This window comes from Leptolyngbya sp. FACHB-261 (assembly GCF_014696065.1).
GTDB lineage: Bacteria > Cyanobacteriota > Cyanobacteriia > FACHB-261 > FACHB-261 > FACHB-261.
In genome coordinates, this window is the sequence record NZ_JACJPL010000026.1 from 655,573 (window position 1) to 674,445 (window position 18,873).

At 52.2% G+C, this 18,873-nt stretch carries 16 protein-coding genes; 10 read left to right on the forward strand and 6 right to left on the reverse strand.

The annotated features are described in order from the left end of the window. Positions 1-157 precede the first annotated feature (157 nt). From H6F94_RS18985 to H6F94_RS19010, 6 genes are all read left to right on the forward strand, one after another. On the forward strand, positions 158-607 hold the full coding sequence (locus H6F94_RS18985; protein ID WP_190803788.1) for a hemerythrin domain-containing protein: 450 nt from the start codon (positions 158-160) through the stop codon (positions 605-607). Between the two features lie 191 nt (positions 608-798). After that, positions 799-1,269 (forward strand): hemerythrin domain-containing protein, encoded by a 471-nt coding sequence (locus tag H6F94_RS18990; RefSeq protein ID WP_190803789.1) that lies wholly within the window; start codon positions 799-801, stop codon positions 1,267-1,269. A 292-nt stretch (positions 1,270-1,561) separates the two neighbouring features. Next, positions 1,562-1,873 (forward strand): co-chaperone GroES, encoded by a 312-nt coding sequence (groES, locus tag H6F94_RS18995; protein WP_190803790.1) that lies wholly within the window; start codon positions 1,562-1,564, stop codon positions 1,871-1,873. Positions 1,874-2,034: 161 nt separating this feature from the next. After that, positions 2,035-3,672 (forward strand): chaperonin GroEL, encoded by a 1,638-nt coding sequence (gene groL / locus H6F94_RS19000; RefSeq protein ID WP_190803791.1) that lies wholly within the window; start codon positions 2,035-2,037, stop codon positions 3,670-3,672. A gap of 107 nt (positions 3,673-3,779) precedes the next feature. Then, positions 3,780-4,823, forward strand: coding sequence for an anthranilate phosphoribosyltransferase (trpD, locus tag H6F94_RS19005; protein WP_190803792.1), 1,044 nt, complete (start codon positions 3,780-3,782; stop codon positions 4,821-4,823). Between the two features lie 147 nt (positions 4,824-4,970). Then, a complete protein-coding gene (locus H6F94_RS19010) occupies positions 4,971-5,723 on the forward strand; it encodes a response regulator (RefSeq protein ID WP_190803793.1) in 753 nt (250 codons plus the stop codon). A 137-nt stretch (positions 5,724-5,860) separates the two neighbouring features. Here H6F94_RS19010 and H6F94_RS19015 read toward each other — a convergent pair whose 3' ends face one another. From H6F94_RS19015 to H6F94_RS19035, 5 genes are all read right to left on the reverse strand, one after another. Next, positions 5,861-6,826: a retropepsin-like aspartic protease family protein gene (locus H6F94_RS19015; protein WP_190803794.1), complete on the reverse strand. Its 966-nt coding sequence runs from the start codon at positions 6,824-6,826 to the stop codon at positions 5,861-5,863. Between the two features lie 128 nt (positions 6,827-6,954). Beyond that, positions 6,955-7,401, reverse strand: coding sequence for an RrF2 family transcriptional regulator (locus H6F94_RS19020; RefSeq protein WP_190803795.1), 447 nt, complete (start codon positions 7,399-7,401; stop codon positions 6,955-6,957). A gap of 306 nt (positions 7,402-7,707) precedes the next feature. Beyond that, entirely contained in the window at positions 7,708-9,474 is a 1,767-nt protein-coding gene (locus H6F94_RS19025) for an iron uptake porin (RefSeq protein ID WP_190803796.1), read from the reverse strand. 252 nt (positions 9,475-9,726) lie between these two features. Further along, a complete protein-coding gene (locus H6F94_RS19030; RefSeq protein ID WP_313949327.1) occupies positions 9,727-11,490 on the reverse strand; it encodes an iron uptake porin in 1,764 nt (587 codons plus the stop codon). A 381-nt stretch (positions 11,491-11,871) separates the two neighbouring features. Continuing rightward, complete coding sequence (locus tag H6F94_RS19035) at positions 11,872-13,620, reverse strand: HD family phosphohydrolase (RefSeq protein ID WP_190803797.1); 1,749 nt, start codon at positions 13,618-13,620, stop codon at positions 11,872-11,874. A gap of 493 nt (positions 13,621-14,113) precedes the next feature. Here H6F94_RS19035 and xseA point away from each other — a divergent pair, with 493 nt between their 5' ends. From xseA to H6F94_RS19055, 4 genes are all read left to right on the forward strand, one after another. Further along, positions 14,114-15,295 carry an exodeoxyribonuclease VII large subunit gene (gene xseA / locus H6F94_RS19040; protein ID WP_190803798.1) on the forward strand — a complete coding sequence of 394 codons (1,182 nt, stop codon included), beginning with the start codon at positions 14,114-14,116 and terminating at the stop codon, positions 15,293-15,295. Continuing rightward, a complete protein-coding gene (gene xseB / locus H6F94_RS19045; protein WP_190803799.1) occupies positions 15,292-15,597 on the forward strand; it encodes an exodeoxyribonuclease VII small subunit in 306 nt (101 codons plus the stop codon). The genes xseA and xseB overlap by 4 nt, the downstream gene beginning before the upstream one ends. A 67-nt stretch (positions 15,598-15,664) precedes the next feature. Next, the gene (locus H6F94_RS19050) at positions 15,665-17,050 is read left to right on the forward strand and encodes an MFS transporter (RefSeq protein ID WP_190803800.1); all 1,386 of its coding nucleotides are present in this window, start codon (positions 15,665-15,667) and stop codon (positions 17,048-17,050) included. Between the two features lie 37 nt (positions 17,051-17,087). Continuing rightward, entirely contained in the window at positions 17,088-17,900 is an 813-nt protein-coding gene (locus H6F94_RS19055; protein WP_190803801.1) for an ion transporter, read from the forward strand. Between the two features lie 43 nt (positions 17,901-17,943). On the opposite strand, the gene H6F94_RS19060 is transcribed toward H6F94_RS19055, so the two are convergent. Continuing rightward, the gene (locus H6F94_RS19060) at positions 17,944-18,663 is read right to left on the reverse strand and encodes a pentapeptide repeat-containing protein (protein WP_190803802.1); all 720 of its coding nucleotides are present in this window, start codon (positions 18,661-18,663) and stop codon (positions 17,944-17,946) included. Positions 18,664-18,873: the final 210 nt, after the last annotated feature.

The window sequence follows — 18,873 nt, forward strand, 5'->3', positions numbered from 1 at the left end:
TAGTGAACCTGTGAAGGATGTGGGGGGTATTTTTACCCCCCGTTACTTTTCGGCCTCAAGTACCCTAATCAAGCACCTGGAATGAGGCAGCTTAGAAGTGGCTTAATAGGCTTAATAAATTTCTATCATCAAGCAAGTCATTTGGAGTTCAATCAAAATGAACGTTCTGGAGCTACTCAAGAGAGACCACAAGCAAGTTGATGCGCTGTTTACTCGACTCGAGAACGCTAGCGGGACTCAAGAAATAGGCGAGTTGTTTGAGGAAATCTACAACGCCTTGTCAGAGCACAGCTTAGTTGAAAAAGAAATTTTTTACCCAGCCGTCCAAGACTTTCAAGATACGGAAGGGCTGATTGACGAGGCTTACGGTGAGCATGCGTCTGTAGAGGAATTGCTAGAGGAAATCTACGACCTTAGCCCCAGTGCCTCAGACTTCAAGGCAAGAGTAAGCCAGCTCAGGCAAGCAGTGCAGCATCACGTTGCTGAGGAAGAAAATGAGCTTTTTCCCAAAGTGCGTCATCACCTCGACAAAGAAGAGCTAGAGGCTATGGGAAATCAGATTCAACAGATGAAGACTGAAGTGCAGAACGAACTAGCAGCGGGCTAATAAAGCTGGCTAATAGATTTAGAAGGTTGATGCTTATCGTCAATGAGTTGAATCAAGAGTTGATGGCCAGTCCATGAACTAGTCAAAATCATCAGGGACGGGGGTGCTTAGCTCCCCTGTTTTTTAATAGGATTTCTTTAGTTTTCCCCATTAACATAGTTACAACCCTCATAGAGCCCTCAGGAGTTGCTATGGATGTACTAGACAATTTACACGCTGACCATCAACAAGCCGCAACTCTATTTGAGCAGCTCAAGCAAACAGATGATCCTCAAATAGCACAGGCTTACTTTCATCAGCTCTATGAGGGACTAACAGCTCACAGTGCTGCGGAAGAAGGTCTCTTCTATCCTTCCGTTCGCAATTCAGATACTGAAAGTTTGGTCGCTGCTTTTTATCAGGAACATCTGGCAATTCGGCAGTTTTTGCAGGAATTGAAGGCCCTTGGCTCTACCGCACCTAAATTTGTTGCACCTGAATTCAAAGCCAAACTCAGTCAGCTCCAGCAGACGGTAGAGAACCACGTGCAACGAGAGGAAAACGAACTGTTCCCTAAGGTGCGCCAATACATCAGTCAGCAGCAACTGGAGCAGATGGCGGCTCAGGTCGAGTCCGCTGAAGCCCAAGTTCAGGACATGATTACAGATCCCCACTCCCTCTAGACTCTGCCATAAAAAACTCCTCAACTCCTCCAGCCCTCTGAATTTAATTAATCCCGGAGGGCAGCTCTACGCTGCAGACTCAATACCGCCCGAGACGGCTTTCCCGAAATCGGCGTTCGGGAAACCGTACTAGTGGGTCAGTTGCAAGGAGCAGGGTCAGTTCGCTAAATTAGCACTCGAAGTCCGAGAGTGCTAAGGTCAAAGACGGGCTGCTCTGACGACGGTGGCAAAGTGCCCACCGGTTAGAGTTACACCCCCTGATTTCCAGCATTCTGAACCATTGGAGGTAGTTATGGCAGCTGTGTCTCTGAGTGTGTCCACGGTAAAACCGTTGGGCGACCGTGTTTTCGTGAAAGTTAGCAGCAAAGAAGAAAAAACCGCTGGTGGCATCTTCCTGCCTGACGCTGCTCAGGAGAAGCCCCAAGTCGGTGAGATCTCGGCTGTTGGTCCTGGCAAGCGCAACGAAGATGGCACCCGCCAGGAACTAGAAGTCAAAGTTGGCGATAAGGTTCTCTATTCCAAGTATGCTGGCACCGACATCAAGCTCGGCGGCGAAGAGTTTGTGCTGCTGGCAGAGAAGGACATCCTAGCGATTGTGAACTAAGGTTCACTCGTCAACTCACCTTTAGCCAGTCCACTTCAATGGTTGGCTAAAGCGTGCGGAAGCAATTTCTAATCAGTTGGGCTTTCTCTGCAATTCTTGCCCACTGCCCTTCTATTTCTCTACTTGTCCTTTAACTCCCACCTCTGGAATCTGTAACAACTATGGCTAAGCGCATCATTTACAACGAAGACGCTCGTCGTGCCCTCGAAAAAGGCATGGACATTCTGGCAGAGGCCGTCGCCGTAACCCTCGGTCCCAAAGGCCGCAACGTGGTTCTAGAGAAGAAATTTGGTGCTCCCCAAATCATCAATGATGGGGTCACGATCGCTAAAGAAATTGAACTCGAAGACCACGTTGAGAACACTGGCGTCTCGCTGATTCGCCAAGCCGCGTCTAGGACCAACGACGCTGCAGGTGATGGCACCACCACTGCTACGGTTCTGGCCCACGCCATTGTCAAAGAAGGTCTGCGCAACGTTGCTGCTGGTGCAAACCCCATCGCCCTCAAGCGCGGTATTGATAAGGCGACTGCTTTCCTGGTTGATAAGATCGCAGCCCATGCCCGTCCGGTTGAAGATTCCAAGTCCATTGCTCAAGTTGGTGCCATCTCTGCTGGCAACGACGAAGCAGTTGGCGAAATGATCGCTAGCGCGATGGATAAGGTCGGCAAAGAGGGTGTGATCTCCCTCGAAGAAGGTAAGTCGATGACGACTGAGCTGGAAATCACTGAGGGGATGCGCTTTGAAAAAGGCTACATCTCTCCCTACTTCGCCACCGACACCGAGCGCATGGAAGCCGTCCTGGATGAGCCCTTCATCCTAATCACCGACAAGAAGATCGCCCTAGTGCAAGATCTAGTGCCCGTGCTGGAGCAGGTTGCTCGCGCTGGTCGTCCTCTGGTGATCATTGCTGAAGATATTGAGAAAGAAGCTCTCGCCACCCTGGTCGTCAACCGTCTGCGCGGCGTGCTGAACGTGGCTGCTGTCAAGGCTCCTGGCTTTGGCGATCGCCGCAAAGCGATGCTGGAAGACATTGCTGTGCTCACTGGCGGTCAACTGATCACCGAAGACGCAGGTCTGAAGCTCGACACTGCCAAGATCGATATGCTGGGCAAAGCCCGTCGCATCACGATCACCAAGGACAACACTACGATCGTTGCTGAAGGCAACGAAGCCCAAGTCAAGGCTCGCTGCGAGCAGATCCGCCGTCAGATGGACGAGACTGAGTCCAGCTACGACAAAGAGAAGCTGCAAGAGCGTCTAGCTAAGCTGGCTGGTGGTGTAGCTGTCGTCAAGGTCGGTGCAGCAACCGAAACCGAGATGAAGGACCGCAAGCTGCGCTTGGAAGATGCGATCAACGCTACCAAGGCTGCAGTGGAAGAAGGTATCGTCCCCGGCGGTGGTACTACCCTGGCTCACCTGGCTCCCGAACTGGAAACCTGGGCTGCTGCCAACCTGGAAGCTGAGGCCCTAACCGGTGCCAACATTGTGGCTCGGGCTCTGACCTCTCCCCTGAAGCGGATTGCTCAGAATGCCGGTCAAAACGGCGCCGTAGTTGCCGAGCGTGTGAAGGAAAAAGACTTCAACATCGGTTACAACGCGGTGAGCAACCAGTTCGAAGACATGTTTGCTGCAGGCATTGTTGATCCTGCTAAGGTAACCCGTTCGGCGCTGCAAAATGCTGCTTCGATCGCTGGCATGATCCTGACCACCGAGTGCATCGTGGTTGACAAGCCCGAGCCCAAAGAAGGTGCTCCCGCCGGTGCGGGTGGCATGGGCGGCGGCGACTTCGACTACTAATCGAGTTCTCGCTAAGCGTTAACACTTCAAAAATTAGCCGCCCTGTAGGGGCGGCTTTTTTCTGGTATTTTGAAGTGCTGTGCCAGTCACTGGAGATGAAGGTCAATATGTCGTCTACCCTCTTATCGACTGAGGTTTTGGGTCCAGAGCTACTCCAACAATTGCTGGATCGGCAGTCGCTTTCAGCCCAGCAAGCGGAAGCGTTGATGGACTGCTGGCTGACTGACACCCTTCCTCCCTCACTCGCAGGTGCCCTCCTGATTGCCCTTCAAGCCAAAGGGGTCACAGCGGAGGAGTTGGCTGGCATGGCGCGAGTGTTACAGAAAGCCTCCGCAGGCACTCCTCTCGGCCTACCCCTGCTGATCGATACCTGCGGAACCGGCGGGGACGGCTCTGGCACCTTCAACATTTCGACTGCAGTGGCCTTTGTGGTTGCTGCCCAGGGAATCCCAGTTGCTAAACATGGCAATCGTTCTGCCTCCAGTAAGGTCGGCTCTGCAGATGTATTGGAGGCTTTGGGCGTTAACCTGACTGCCGAGCCCAAGCGCATTCGCGAAGCTGTACAGGCTGTAGGGATTACTTTTCTTTTCGCTCCCGGTTGGCACCCAGCTATGAAAGCCGTTGTGCCTATCCGTAAAGCCCTTAAAGTCCGTACTGTTTTCAATCTGCTGGGGCCGTTGGTCAACCCACTGTATCCGACTGCCCAAGTAGTCGGCGTTTACAGTAGAGCCTTGGTAGACACAGTGGCTGAAGCCCTACAGCAATTGGGGTTGCAGCGGGCAGTCGTGTTGCATGGCCGTGAGCGATTGGATGAGGCAGGGTTGGGCGATGCTACTGATTTAACGTTGGTTGAGGCTGGCCAAGTTCAGCCTTCAGTGCTTCAGCCTGGCGAGTTTGGCCTAGCGCCCGCTCCCCTCAGTGCTCTCAAAGGCGGGGATGTTCAGGAGAATGTCGCTATCCTACAGGCTGTGCTTCAGGGACAAGGAACTCAAGCCCAACGAGACGCCGTCGCGCTTAATGCTGCGATTGCCTTGCGAGTGGGAGGAGCTGTTGACAATTGGGCTGCAGGTGTGGTGTTATCTCAGGATATTTTACAGAGCGGAGCAGCTTGGGAAAAATTGCAACGATTAGCAACTTTTTTGAAAGCCTGAGTTGGCTCAAACAGTTTCCCTACCAGGGTATTAGGCGAAACTCTGCCTTTTGGGAGGTTACCTCTGGGGACCGGTGTATAGGATACTCGTTTATAGCTAAGGAAATCTGTTTTCCAAACCTTATCTAAGAGCAATACCTAAACAGCCATGACCCCCATCCGCGTAGTCCTTATTGAGGATCATGATTTGACCCGCGTTGGTATGCGCATGGCGCTACAGCAAAGCGGCATAGAGGTTGCGGGCGAAGCTGCTGCCGGCGTGGAAGGGCTGAAGCTAGTCGAGCAACACCATCCTGATGTCGCCATTGTTGACATTGGCTTACCTGATATCGATGGGGTGGAGGTCACTCGTCGGATCAAAGAGACGCATGCTCTGCACAGCAATGGCAGTGAGAATGGCAACGGCTCCGGTACTAGTGAGCATCCTGAAACTCGGGTCTTGATCCTGACCCTACGGGACAATGAACAGGTGGTCTTGGCAGCCTTTGCGGCTGGGGCTGACTCCTACTGCATGAAGGATGTCTCCTCAGATAACTTGCTAGAAGCAATTCAGCTGACCCATAGCGGTAGCTCTTGGATTGACCCGGCCGTCGCAGGTGTGGTCCTGCAACAGATGCGTCGCAACGAACCGGCTCAAGCAGGTGTCGTGACAGCGACCGTCGAGATCGGCGCAGCGGACTCTGAGTACACCCAGATTATCGAAGCTTATCCCCTCACTGAGCGTGAGTTAGAGGTGCTAGCGCAGATCGTCGAGGGGTGTAGCAATGCTCAAATCGCCGAGAAGCTCTACATCACTGTGGGCACAGTCAAGACCCACGTTCGCAATATTCTCAATAAGCTCTGTGCTGATGACCGTACTCAAGCTGCGGTTCGCGCTTTGCGCTCGGGCTTGGTGAAGTAGGTCTAGGTTTTAGGTTTATGTCAGCCGAAGCAGTGCTCCCTGAAATTGGGTGGGCACTTCTTTGGCAAATCCTAGTTGTAGGTGGCTTGTGCAAGCGATCAGTGCAAGTAACTGGGGCAACTAACAGGGACGAGCAGTTAATCTGCTTCACTGTGAGGGCTCAATACTAAGGCATTGCGAGTCAGAGTGAATTCAAAGTTTTGTAGAAAGTCCTGACCTAACAGAGGGATTGGGGCAACGGCAACGTTTAGATTGCGCACTTCTAGTCCCCCAATGCTCAGGGCATTCAGGCGGAAGCGAGGCACACGGGCCGTTTTACCATCTGCTGTGGTCATGGCAATGGTATCTACGTAGTCGTTCTGTCCAATTCCCAAACTCTCAGCCATTTCAGGCGTAATCGAAGTGCCGCTGGCACCACTGTCTACCATGATTGGAAAGGCTTGGGAGCGGTTAAAGGTTGCTTTAACTATGGCGATGCCTGCTTGCCGTCCTAGTAAAGGAATGCGTACAGGCCCGCTAGCTGCTGCCGCAACCCGCTCACGTCGCGGCGGCCTCGCCGCGACCGGCAAGGGCTGAACAGGACTGGGCACTGGAACTGCGGCTACCACTGGCGTCTGGCCAGGCACAGTAGCTCGAACCGCTGGCCTGCTACCAACGGCAACGGCTCGCTGCAACGCCTGGTTCATGTTGGCCTGATACTGGCGAACCCGGCTCTGTGCAGCACTGTGATGGACACTATTAGACGGAACAGTAGCCATAAGCTGGCTTGCCGTTTGCCATCGGTTAGCGACTAGCCGCCAATCATCTGCTGTACCTGCCGTCTGAGCGATCACTGCTGCTCCCTGAGCCGTGTTAATCGCCTCTTGAAAGGAGTCTTCGGAGTTTTTAGACGCAGCAACAGCACTAGAGGTTGGCGAGGGTGCTGGCACAGCGGCTTTGGTAACAGCTTTGGCTGAAGCTTTAACTGGGGCTGATGGCGCTTGAGTTGCAGGGGGAGGAGGTGAACAGGCAGACAATAGCAAACTGATACCACTGAGCAGAACCAAGCAGCGCTGAACTTGATGCTGAACTTGATAGCGAACCACGAGAGTAGACAGCAGCACAACCGATGACCGCGATAGAGCTACTTTCAAAGTACCTCAGCGCCTCCTGAACCCCCTGCCGAACCCTTAGGATTTACGACAGCTTTAGCTTTAGGCGAGCGTGACTAGACTAACGACGCACCGACAGCCTAGATGTAATACATCAAGTCTGAGCGATGGCGGGCGTTGCGCTGCTCACAGAGGTCGTGCAATGTGTACCCTTTGAGCACGGCATCTGCAGCTAACTGGGCCTCATGCCAAACTTCACGTACGATGGTGCCTTCCAAACTGGTAGATTGGCCAGAAGGTCCACAGGGCTCAGCTTGCTGATTATCGATCCCTTCAATGCATTGAACAATTTCCAACAAATCAATAGCCCAAGGCTCACGAGCTAAGAGATAACCGCCCCGAGCGCCGCGCTGGCTGCGAACTATCCCGCCGCGGCGTAAGGTTGCCAACAGCTGCTCTAAATAGCGATCAGGGATATCTTGTTTTGCGGCGATCTGACGAATTTGGAGCGGTTCACCCTCTTTGTATTTACTAGCAAGTTCAAACAGGGCCAGTAGGGCGTATTCACTCTTACACGAAAGTTCCACAGGCTTGGTTACTGCTAGGACAGGACGATCGGATCCAGAGCGATCCCCTTCAGTATACCTGCCATATTCCGGTTCCCCAGTGGGGATTTGCAGGTTTGTCGGTTCTAGTCTGCTCAGCTCAGGATCTCAGCCAGAGCTCTAGACAATAAAAGGGCTCCGGCAGAGCCCGAGCCTTTGAGCTTGTGAGTCTTGATGTGAGTCTTGAACTGATTAAACCGTGAACCTCTTGAGCTGAGGTTCACGGTCTGACCTAATGAAAGCAGCTAGCGATTGGCTGCACCAAGGCCAGTCAAAGTTAATCCAGAGTTAGAAAGTAAACGTTGTCCGAATTGTGCCAACTAAGATGTTGCCGTTGTCGCTGTTGTTCTCGGGATTGATCAAGTAGAGAACTCCAGGCGTGATTGCAACGTTGTCGCTGATGCGGAGACGGTAGAAGGCTTCTAGCAAATAGGAAGTATCTTCCTCAGCGCCTCTACCTTCTAAACCGGTGCCTACTTCATTGGTCAAACGCAGCGGTTGCCCGAAGCCTAGAACAAGGTTGTCGCCCTCAGCTATTAGGTCAGCAAAGCCTAGATAGGCAGCATAGGTGAGAGCTTGAGCACTACCACCCTCTCTGCCATTGGTGTCTTTCTGGTTGGCATCCACAAAGCCAGCCCAGCCCGTGAGGGTGATACTTGGCGAGATCCGCCAAGCCATCTCAGCCCCATAGGCGTTAACACTGGTTGGCTGACCTTGACCGATACGCTCAGCGAGACGACTTGCCGTCCCCACTCGGAGACGACCATCATCTAGATATGCATTCACGTAAGTTATTGCAACATCCAGGGAGTCAAAGGGTCTGAAGGTGAGCTGAGCCGTGACTGCCGAGGTGCCGCCAAAGAAACCGCCACCGTTGCCTTCTACGTTTTCGTTGGGGTCAGCAATCGTAGAGTTGCGGGTGCCATAGAAAGCAGATAAGTTAAGGCGAGGCGTGATGTTGAAGTCAAAGCCTACGCCAGCGTTAGTGCCACCAATGCGATAGAGGGTGTTGCGCTGACCAAAGCGGGAAATTGAGCCGCCACCCGAGCTGTCGTAAGGGTTAACCGTGTTGATCACATCGTCGGCAGCAGTACCGTTAGGACCGATTGAGATTCTGGCGCGAGGTTGATCGCGTCCTCGGGCATCAACGTAGGTTCCGAAAGCTGGGAAGCGATAGATCAGGGTATCTAGGCCGATCTGGTTCTCGTTGTTGTCATCAAAGCCTAGGCGGGTGACATCGGTGCCCGTCCGGTCGGCGTTGAACGTGGTGAAGTTACGAGCCTGAAGACGGGTGCGCAGGCGATCCTGACCGCTGAAGCTTGTGTCGAGGTTCAGGCGGACCCGGTCGGTAAAGATAATGTTGGAGTCTTCAATCGGTGTATCTCTCTCTTCCCCACGACCATCGCGGGTAGTCTCATCCGCACCGGTGAAGCCGCTGAGCGCGAAGATTGCTTCTGCGTTCAGCTTGGTTGTGGTCGAGAACTGATTGGCTTCCAATTCAGCTGTGCGAGCTTCCAAGCCATCAACTCTGCCTCGTAGCGTGGCTAGCTCAGCTGAGTATTCTTCCTGCAGCCGTTGCAGCGTTGCCAAATCTTCGCGGGAGACTTTATCGGCTAGACCAGCAGCGATCAGCTCATTAACCCGGTCTAGGGCAGCATTCAAACCGGCCGCAAACTCATAGCGAGTCAGTGCTCGGTTGCCCCGGAAAGTGCCATCGGGATAACCGGCAATCACGCCATAGCGCTCGACTAAAGATTGCAGAGCTTGGAAAGCCCAATCGGTTGGCCTGACATCCGAAAGCTGGGAAACCGAGGTGACCTGGGCTTCTGCCTGATCACCGGCTTGAGCATTTAGTTGAGCAACCCCAGCACCGGTTGGTTGTGCCTCACCCTGACCCTCGGCGCTGTACTGCAACACCTGGCCCAAGTCTGCGCCGTGACTGGCATCAGCAATCTGCGTCGTAACTTCACCAGCTCTTGTTGTCGTCGCTGTCAATAAAACTGCCCCTAGAACAAAGGGGCACATGAGCACAACCTTGGAGAGTAACTTGTTCATTCGCTTACGTTCATCCTCACAACCGTCCCTCAATCTCTATCCTTGGTTAGAGGGCAAGCAGAGCTAACCGCTCCAACGCAGAGATCACGGGCATTTCGGCTGAATTATACAGGAAACAGATGCAGCAGTCCCTGTAACCTGCAATACACGCAGAGAAGCTCAACTACGGACTACTGCCTGTAGAAGCGCCTGAAAAAGGGCCCCGGTTTAGCCAGAGCCCGAATCTTGTGAGAAATGAACGCTTAAGAGGGCTTAGAAGGTGAAGGTGGTACGAATGGTACCGATAAGGATGTCATCGTTGTTGCTATTGTGCTCCGGGTTGAACAGGTAGATAACCCCCGGTGTAATCGCAATATTGTCAGTTAAGCGCACGCGGTAGAAGGCTTCTGCGTGATAGGTTGTGTCCCGCTCAGAGCTTCTGCCAGTACCAACCTCGCCACTGAGTTTAAGCGGCTGACCAAAGCCAAAAGCCAAAACACTGCCAGTTGTCAACACATCTCTAAAGCCAATAAAACCTAAGTAACCGAAAGATTGAGCGGATCCCTCTCGGTCATCGTCCAGATTGACATTGGCATCGAGGTAGGTAGCAAAGCCTTGGAACGTGATTGATGGCGATATATCCCAGGTGACACCCAGACCATAACCACTCAGATTAGTGGGTTCACCATTGCCAATATCCTCAGCCAAAATACTACCGGTGCCGGTGCCAAGGCTACCATTTTCTAAGAATGCGTTGACGTAAGTTAAACCAATGGTTAAGGAGCTGAATGGCCTTACAGTAAGCTGAGCCGTGACTGCACTGGTGCCTCCAAAGATGCCACCGCCGTCACCCCCTTCAAAAGGATCCGCTTCTTCAGGTTCTGCAGTTCCGTAATAAGCGCCAATGTTGATGATGGGAGTGATGTTGAAATCAAAGCCTATGCCTGCATCGGGTGCGCCACCAATGCGGTAGAGCGGATTGCGTCGGCCAAAGCGCGAAATTGGGCCAGAGCCAGAGCCACCGAGGGTATCAAAGACAAACAACACGTTGTCCGCCTCAAAATCGTTGGCTCCAATAGCAATACGTGCGCGTGGCTGCTCGCGACCTCTGCGATCGACATAAGTGCCGAAGGCGTTGAATTGGTAGAAGAGATCCGACACCCGAAACTCATTGTCAAAGTCGGTATCAAAAGCGAGTCGGGCCTGATTAGTTCCGGTTAGGTTGTCATCAGAAAAGTTAGTCGTGTTGCCCGTTTCTAGGCGAATTCTCAAACGGTCTTGACCTGAGAAGCTGGCATCAAAGTTCAAGCGGACTCGGTCAGTAAAGATGATGTTGGAGTCTTCGGTTTGATCACCTTCGACGTCATTGCCATTACCATCTACCAAGTTGTCAGAGCCGCCCGTGAAGCCGCTGAAGGCAAAGATCGCCTCCCCTGTCAGCTTGGTTGTAGTCGAGAACTGATTAGCTTCTAACTCAGCGGTACGCGCCTCCAAACCGTCCACCCGACCTCGGATGGTTGCCAATTCAGCAGAGAACTCCTCTTGCAGCCTCTGTAAGGTTGCTAGGTCCTCACGCGATACTTTATCTGCAAGTCCAGCTGCAATTAGTTCATTGACCCGGTCTAGAGCAGCGTTCAAGCCAGCTGCAAATTCATAACGAGTTAGCGCTCGATTGCCTCGATAGGTACCGTCGGGATAACCCGCGATCACGCCGTACCGCTCAACTAGAGATTGCAACGCCTGGAATGCCCAGTCAGTGGGGCGTACATCTGACAGTTGAGAAACAGATGTTACCTGCTCCTGAGAGTCGTTGGAGCTGCTCAATTGAGCTACATCTGCAACGCCGGACTCACTCTGATTGCCACGCCCCTCAGTGCTGTACTGAGCCACTTGCTGAAGAGACTCTGCTGAGCCACTCGTTCTATCTGAAGCCTGAGATAGGGCTTCACTCGCGTTGGCTCCAGAAGTAGCCAACAGTACGGCGCCTAAAATGACAGGACAAACCGTAGCCATTTTCAAAAAGACTTTGCTGCCCACCACTGGTTCCTCCTCACAGTTGCTTCGGACTCACTAGAGATTATTTGAGATTCATCCCTTACAAGCTCTAGCTTTCTGTAAAAGCTATACCGCTAAAAGCTCAAAAATTCATGTTGGCTAGAACACGAACCCTTGAGGTTGGCTAAAGTCTTTTCTCGAAGCAGCTCTAAACAAATCCTCAGCAATTTCTTAGAGTATTAAGCCTAAAGATAGATGCAAGGGTTTAAGTGATAAATCTGCGACATTCTTGGGCTTTGAGAAAACTTGGGCTTTGCAAAAAAAGCCTTTGAGCAGATGTTTCTGGTCGATTTAGCTCTAGCTGAGTAGTAGCCACTTCTCAGGTACAGCACCCTGCGTTATTGGTCTGCCCTGAGCTGATTCCTATTGAAAGCAATGCCCCACGACTTCAAAGACACGACGCTGAACGAACAGCTCAACCAAATCAGCATTGAGCCGACTCTGATTGGCTTCTTCGTGCAGAATGCCTAAGGTCCGCTCAAGTGTTAGGCCCTGTTTATAGGGTCGGTCACCCGCGGCCAGCGCATCATAGATATCAGCCACCGTCATCATTTGGGTCTGCAGAGAAATTTGATTTGCCTGCAGGCCCAGAGGATAGCCACTGCCGTCCAGCTTTTCGTGGTGCCCATAGGCGATCTCTGGCACCTGTTGCAGCGTCCGAGTCCAAGGAATGCGCTTGAGAAACTCGTAGGTGTGGCTGACGTGCGCTTGCACCGCCTCTCGCTCAGCATGAGTGAGGTTGCCCTGGTTGACTAGAAGCTGTTCTAGCTCTAGTTCCGACAGTAAAGCCTGAGACTCGTTGTTGATACCTCGAAAGCAATACTGGGCCAGTTCGTGCAGTTGTCGATGCCTCTGGCTAACCGATTCTGCGGCTAAAACACGGGGCTCATTAGCTTCTACTAAAACCTGCCAATAGTGCTCTAACCGTTCCAGCTCAGCATTCAATTTTTGGTCGAAAGCCCCTAGGTTTTCAGCACAGGCTGGGCAACGCTGGTCCGTAACTAGATGGGCCAAACGAGTGTGGGCACAATCCAACTCCAAAGTGCGTTGTGCCAGGGCAAAACGGTAGCGAATCACTTCAAGTTGATGGGGATACAGCTTCTTCTCTTTGGCTAAAATCGCCTCTGGAACGCCAACTTTGCCGAAATCATGCAGCAACGCTGCATAACGGATTTCCTGAAGCTGGCGCTCATCGAAGTGCTCGATCCTGAGCCGTCCTTGCCCAACTTCGTTCACCTCTTGGGCTAAGCGCACGGTTAGCTCCGCGACTCGCTCAGAATGGCCAGAGGTGCAAGGATCGCGGGCCTCAATAATTTGCACTGAGGCTCGTACAAAGCCCTCGAATAGATTCTCGATGCTTTGCTGCAAATGATTACGTTCGATCGAGATAGCTGCCTGGCTTGCTAAGCAGCGAATGATGCGCTCTTCCCAGCGCGAATAGGGCAGTGTGGACTGATGGGCCGTCTCCGGCGTAATCATCAGGTGAGGTGCGGCTTTGCGATTGATCAGTTGCAGGACACCAATAATCTCGCGTTCCTGGTTCTGCATCGGTAGAACCAGAAGGGAGCGAGTACGATATTGATTGCTGCGATCAAATGCGGGATTAATTTGGTAGGGAAGTTCTGGCGATAGACTGTAAGCGTCTGGGATGTTGAGGCTCTCGCCCGTCATCGCTACATATCCTGCCAAACTCGTCTGAGTCAGTGGAATTGCAACTTCCTCAAAACTTAGGCTCGGCTGAGAGTCGTTTTGCGCGATTTTGAAAATGAGGCGGGGGTCATCCAGATCGGAGCGATCAACTAGATAAACGCTGCCTGCATCGCTGTTGGTAATCTCACGGCTCTTCGTCAGGATTAACCGGAGTAAGGTCTCTAAGTCTGGCGCACTGGATAGTGCCATACCGATAGCTAGCAACCGTTCGATCAGAGCGGCTCGTTCGCTGGACTCCAGCTCCAGATCGGCTAACTCGGATGGGACTGTTTCACGGGGTTGAAGTTCAAGATGGTTAGATGAAATCACATTGCCCTGGGGCACACCGATACTAGTTTGAGAAGCACCAGCATCAAATTGATCAACCAGTGGCTGACCAGAGCATGACAGAGGTTGGGTCATCAGTACAGTCCCCAGTTTTTTAAAGCGGGAACAGTCACATTGAACTTAGTCTACCCAGGAATACTGACTCATCGTCAGGGCCCATGCAGATCCGTCACCGAGACAGCAAAAATCTCTAAAAATGCTTCTAAAACTATCCGCCCCTGAGAAATTAGCACTGGGGCTAACTTTTCAGGGGCGGTGTAGCGGGTCTTCAAAATTGAAACCAGACTGCCGGGAGGAACCCCAGCGCTTGGTCTAGAAGGCTAGACGATCACCTAGAGAACGGCCCCGGCGCACAGCCGGTTGAGTTCAACTTGAGGACCCATCCGTTTACTACTATCTGGCATGGGCATCACCTCCTGCTTCCTAAAAGGACTGTTTGACTTTTGAGGTCAAGCACCAAACACTGAGAACTAATTCTGAGGATTTGGGCTTCGGATGTCTTTCATCCTTCGACTACGATAACACAGATTTTTCGGCAGGTGGGGCTACCATCGCTAAGATATTCGGCATGGACTTTGATGCTGATTTGTTGATCCCTCTGGCTAGTGCTCGCGATGGAATGATCTCGGTGGGCGGCCTGAGCAGCTATATACAGGCTCTCCTAGAAGAGGATGCTCTGTTGAGCCAGCTCTGGATCATTGGGGAAGTCTCCAGCGCTGCTCCCCATCGCAACGGGCATGTATTTTTCACCCTGCAAGATCCAGATACCGGCGCAGCCATCAATGGCGTCGTTTGGGCCAGACAGGTGAGCAAGCTGGCGGTGCTGCCAACGCGTGGACAACGGGTGATCGTGCTGGGGCGGGTCCAAACCTATCCCCAGAAAGGTCAGTACCAGCTCACGGCTTTCCAGGTGCTGCCTGGCGGCGAAGGTCTCCAAGCCCTTCAGGCTAAGCAACTACGTGAGCGGTTGGCGGCAGAAGGGCTGTTCGATGTGGAGCGCAAACGCCCATTGCCTGCACATCCTCAGATCATTGCTGTGGTTAGTTCGCCTCAAGCTGCCGCCTGGGGCGATATTCAGCGCACGCTTAAAGCTCGTTATCCAGGGCTGAAAGTGCTTTTCAGTCCTGCCATAGTCCAAGGTGAGCAGGCTCCAGCCTCGATTGCTCAGGCAATTGCACGGGTGGGACAAGATGGACGGGCCGAAGTTTTGCTGCTGGCGCGCGGTGGTGGCGCGGCAGAAGATCTGTTCTGCTTCAATGACGAGCGCGTGGTACGCGCCATTGCCGAAAGTCCAATTCCTGTATTGACGGGGATTGGGCATCAGCGCGATGAAACCCTAGCGGATTTGGTGGCAGATGCCTATGCCCACACGCCAACGGCAGCAGCCGAGCAGATCGTACCGGCCCTGTCTGATTTGGAAGCGGCACATCGACTGCGGAAGGCTGCACTGCAAACCCTCTTGCAGCGTCGCTTAGAGCAGGAACAAGTGCGGCTGTCTCGCCTGCGTCAGCCGCTGCAGCGAGCCCTGATCTGGCGCTATCAACGGGCAGAGCAACAGCAACAAACCCTCCGAGCCCGCTTGGTTGCCCTGGATCCTCAAGCTGTTTTGCAGCGAGGGTATGCGGTAGTACGCCAAGCTTCTGGCACAATCTGCAAGCAGGCTAACGCCGTACAGCCAGGGGAGCTGTTAACCCTGCAACTAGCGGAGGGAAACCTTCAGGTGAAAGTTATCGACCCAAGTGAATCATGAGCCAATCTTGGAATTACGAAGCGACCATTGCTGAAATCGAGCAGATTGTGACAGAAATCGAATCCGGTGAGCTTGATCTGGCTGACGTCTTTGCTCAGTTTGAAACAGCGGTGGCTTCCCTCGCTCGCTGTGAAACCTTCCTGAAGGAGTTCCGCACTCGGGCTGATCTTCAGATCGAGCAACTTCAAGACACTGCTTCTACGAATTCTGTGGCAGTACCCGCCTCCGCAGATGATTCTGAAGCAACCTCAGCTAATCTGAGTAACCCTGAGAGCTCGAATGATAGCGACATTCCTTTCTGAAAATTTTCGATTGCTTTTTTTAGGATTTTTGCTCTCTTTGTGATTTCTTTCTTAACAGCCGACAGCTATGTCAGACGAACTCATCGATCCAGCCGTTAGTTCCTCAGAGGATAAACTCAGCCTCAGTACGAAGTTGGCTTATGGTGCAGGGGATTTAGGCCCAGCGATCACAGCTAATATCTTAGTTTTTTTCTTGCTGCCGTTCTTTACCAATGTGGCGGGGCTAGGTGCGGGAATTGCCGGTAGCATCTTAGCGGTTAGTAAAATTTGGGATGCAGTCAATGATCCTATCGTTGGAGTTTTGAGTGACCGTACGCGTAGCCGCTGGGGACGGCGCCGTCCCTGGATCTTATTCGGGGCGATTCCATTTGGACTCGCTTTTTTCGCTCAGTGGTTTGTGCCGTTTCCCGGGAATACTTGGGCCTTGGTCGCTTATTACATTCTAATTTCAGTTCTCTTTAACAGTTTTTATACTGCTGTCAATCTGCCCTACACAGCTCTAACGCCTGAGCTAACCCAAGATTACGACGAGCGAACTAGCCTCACTCAGTTTCGCTTCGCGTTTTCGATTGGTGGCAGCCTAGTATCAGGTATTTTACATCCTTTAATTGTTGGACAGTTTGAGAACAATTTGGCATTGGGTTATGTTGTTTCTGGTGCTATCTGGTCCGTGTTGTCGGTGCTGCCGCTCTTCTGGTGTTTCTGGGGCACTCGGGAACGTTATCAGGAGGACATTGAAGACGTTCCGTTTAGAGAACAGTTTCGGATTGCCTTGAGTAATCGTCCTTATCTATTTGTTATTGGTATTTACTTGTTTTCTTGGTTAGCAGTTCAGGTCACGGCATCGATCATTCCCTACTACATTACCTTTTGGATGAGATTGCCGAATTCCTGGATTGCTCTAACCATTTTGGCGGTTCAGGGAACAGCCTTCGCTATGCTCTTCGTCTGGAATGCAATCAGTGCCCGCATTGGTAAAAAAGCAGTTTACTTACTGGGCATGGTTCTGTGGATTTTGGCGCAAGCAGGTTTGTTTATTGTGCAACCAGGACAGCCGATTCTAATGCTGGCGCTAGCTGTCGCTGCTGGCATTGGTGTGGCGACAGCCTACTTAATCCCCTGGTCAATGGTGCCGGATGTGATCGAACTTGATGAGCTAACCACTGGGCAGCGACGGGAAGGAGTCTTTTACGGGCTCATGGTGTTGTTGCAGAAGGTCGGCTTGGCGGCGGGGCTTTTTTTTGTAGGGCAAGCATTGGAATGGTCTGGTTTCCAGGGGACTTCGCCCGACCAACCCGAAGCAGCCTTAACGGCCATCCGCATTATGATCGGCCCCATTCCTACGATTGCCCTAATCTTGGGTATCATCCTGGCCTACTTCTATCCCATTACCAAAGAGCGCCACGCGCAGATTTTGCTACAACTAGCAGAGCGCAAGAAAGCTTCCGGCTAAGAAACCTTTAGCCGAGGTTAGCCAAGGGGACAGTTAGATGCAGAGCTCTCTGCTGCGGCAAAAAATTGGTTTCTATCTGGAGGACATTGAAACTCCTATCGGCAGAACCATCAATCTTGTAATCACGGGTTTGGTTCTGCTGTCCTCAGCAATTTTCGTTGCTGATACATATCCGATTTCGGCGATCACCCGAGATAGATTAGACACTGTTGACACCGCTATTTTGCTGGTGTTCGTTGTGGAGTATCTGCTGCGGTTGTGGTGTGCGGAGAAAAACCTTCGCTACTTCTTCAGCCTCTACGCAATGATCGACTTGATTGCGCTCCTACCTTTTCTGTTGGGCACAGTTGATATTAGATTTATCCGAATTTTTCGCTGGTTCCGGATCCTGCGCTTGCTACGCTTCATAGAAGGCAAAACATTTTTTGGCTACGTCAGCGGTGAAGACAGCAAAAGTCTCAGTCGGATCCTGTTTACCCTATTTGCCATCATCTTTGTTTATTCGGGTTTGATCTATCAGGTTGAGCACGCTACCAATGGTCAAGCTTTTAACACCTTTTTAGATGCAGTCTATTTCTCAGTGGTAACCATGACCACTGTAGGTTTTGGTGATGTTACCCCGACCTCAGAGGCAGGCCGCTTACTGACAGTGTTGATGATTTTGACGGGGATTGCTCTGATTCCCTGGCAGTTAGGGAACCTGATTAAGAGGCTCGTCAAAACAGCTAACCAGGTGGAGACGCGTTGCCCTGGCTGCGGTTTTGCCTTTCATGACACTGATGCACGCTTCTGTAAAATCTGCGGCAGCCAACTGGGCAAGACTACCAGTGAATTGGGCCAGTCAGGCTAGAGAGATTCCAGGTGTTTTTCATCGGGCTTGTTTTTCGCTGGGCTTATTGGTGGAGACTACCGTCAGGCATGGTTGTGCCCATCAAGTTAGCTCCCGTTAACTTCACCATCACGCGGCCTGGAGAGCCAATACAGGCCCCTCGTAAATCAGCCCCACTGAGGTCAGCCCCACTGAGATCCGCTCCGATCAAGTTGGCTTCTTGTAAGTTGGCATTATTTAGCCTGGCCTGTAGCAGGTTAGCTCTGAATAAATTGGCACCATGTAAATTCGCGCCAGTCAGGTTGACGTTGTGCAAAAAGGCGTCGCTCAGATTGGCGTTGCTCAGGTCGGCATTGCTGAGATTGCGGCCTGACAAATCCTTCTCCTTCAAATTGGCCCCTCTCAAATCTGCACCAGAGAGATCTGAGTGCCGTCTTGCCTGCTGTTGGGGCTGCGGCGCTTTTTGCGACGTTTGATGATGGTGTGGGGATTGATAGTGATAGTAGGTTTGGCTTGGACGGGCGCTCGCTTTGGAGTTGGACTTAGGCTGAGCTGTTTGCGCCTGAGCCCTGACGGGTGCTTTTTGATGAGCTCGCAATTGATCCCGGGCCCAATTGATCTCCTTAAGTTTCTCCTGCGCCTTTTCCAATAGACGTGGGTTGTCTTTAGGAACGCGATCGGGGTGCCAGACGAACGCTAAATCCTTATAGGCCTGGTTCACCTCCTCCTGAGATGCACCAGGCTCCAATCCAAGCAGTATGTAGCACCGGTCTAAGTCATTCATTCACAACCGTCCAGCAAGATTTCTGATTGGGAGGGCAGAAAGACTGGGTAGCCCCCTTCCCAGGAGAAGGGAGGGTTTAGAGTAATTGGCTTTCAGTATACTCACCTCTACTCCTGAGCTGTACTCCCGCCATCCTCTGCTCTGAAAAAGATTGCCTAGCAGAGCAGACTAGCTTAACAAAGACGCCGTAGGCTTGAGTGCCCACGGCGT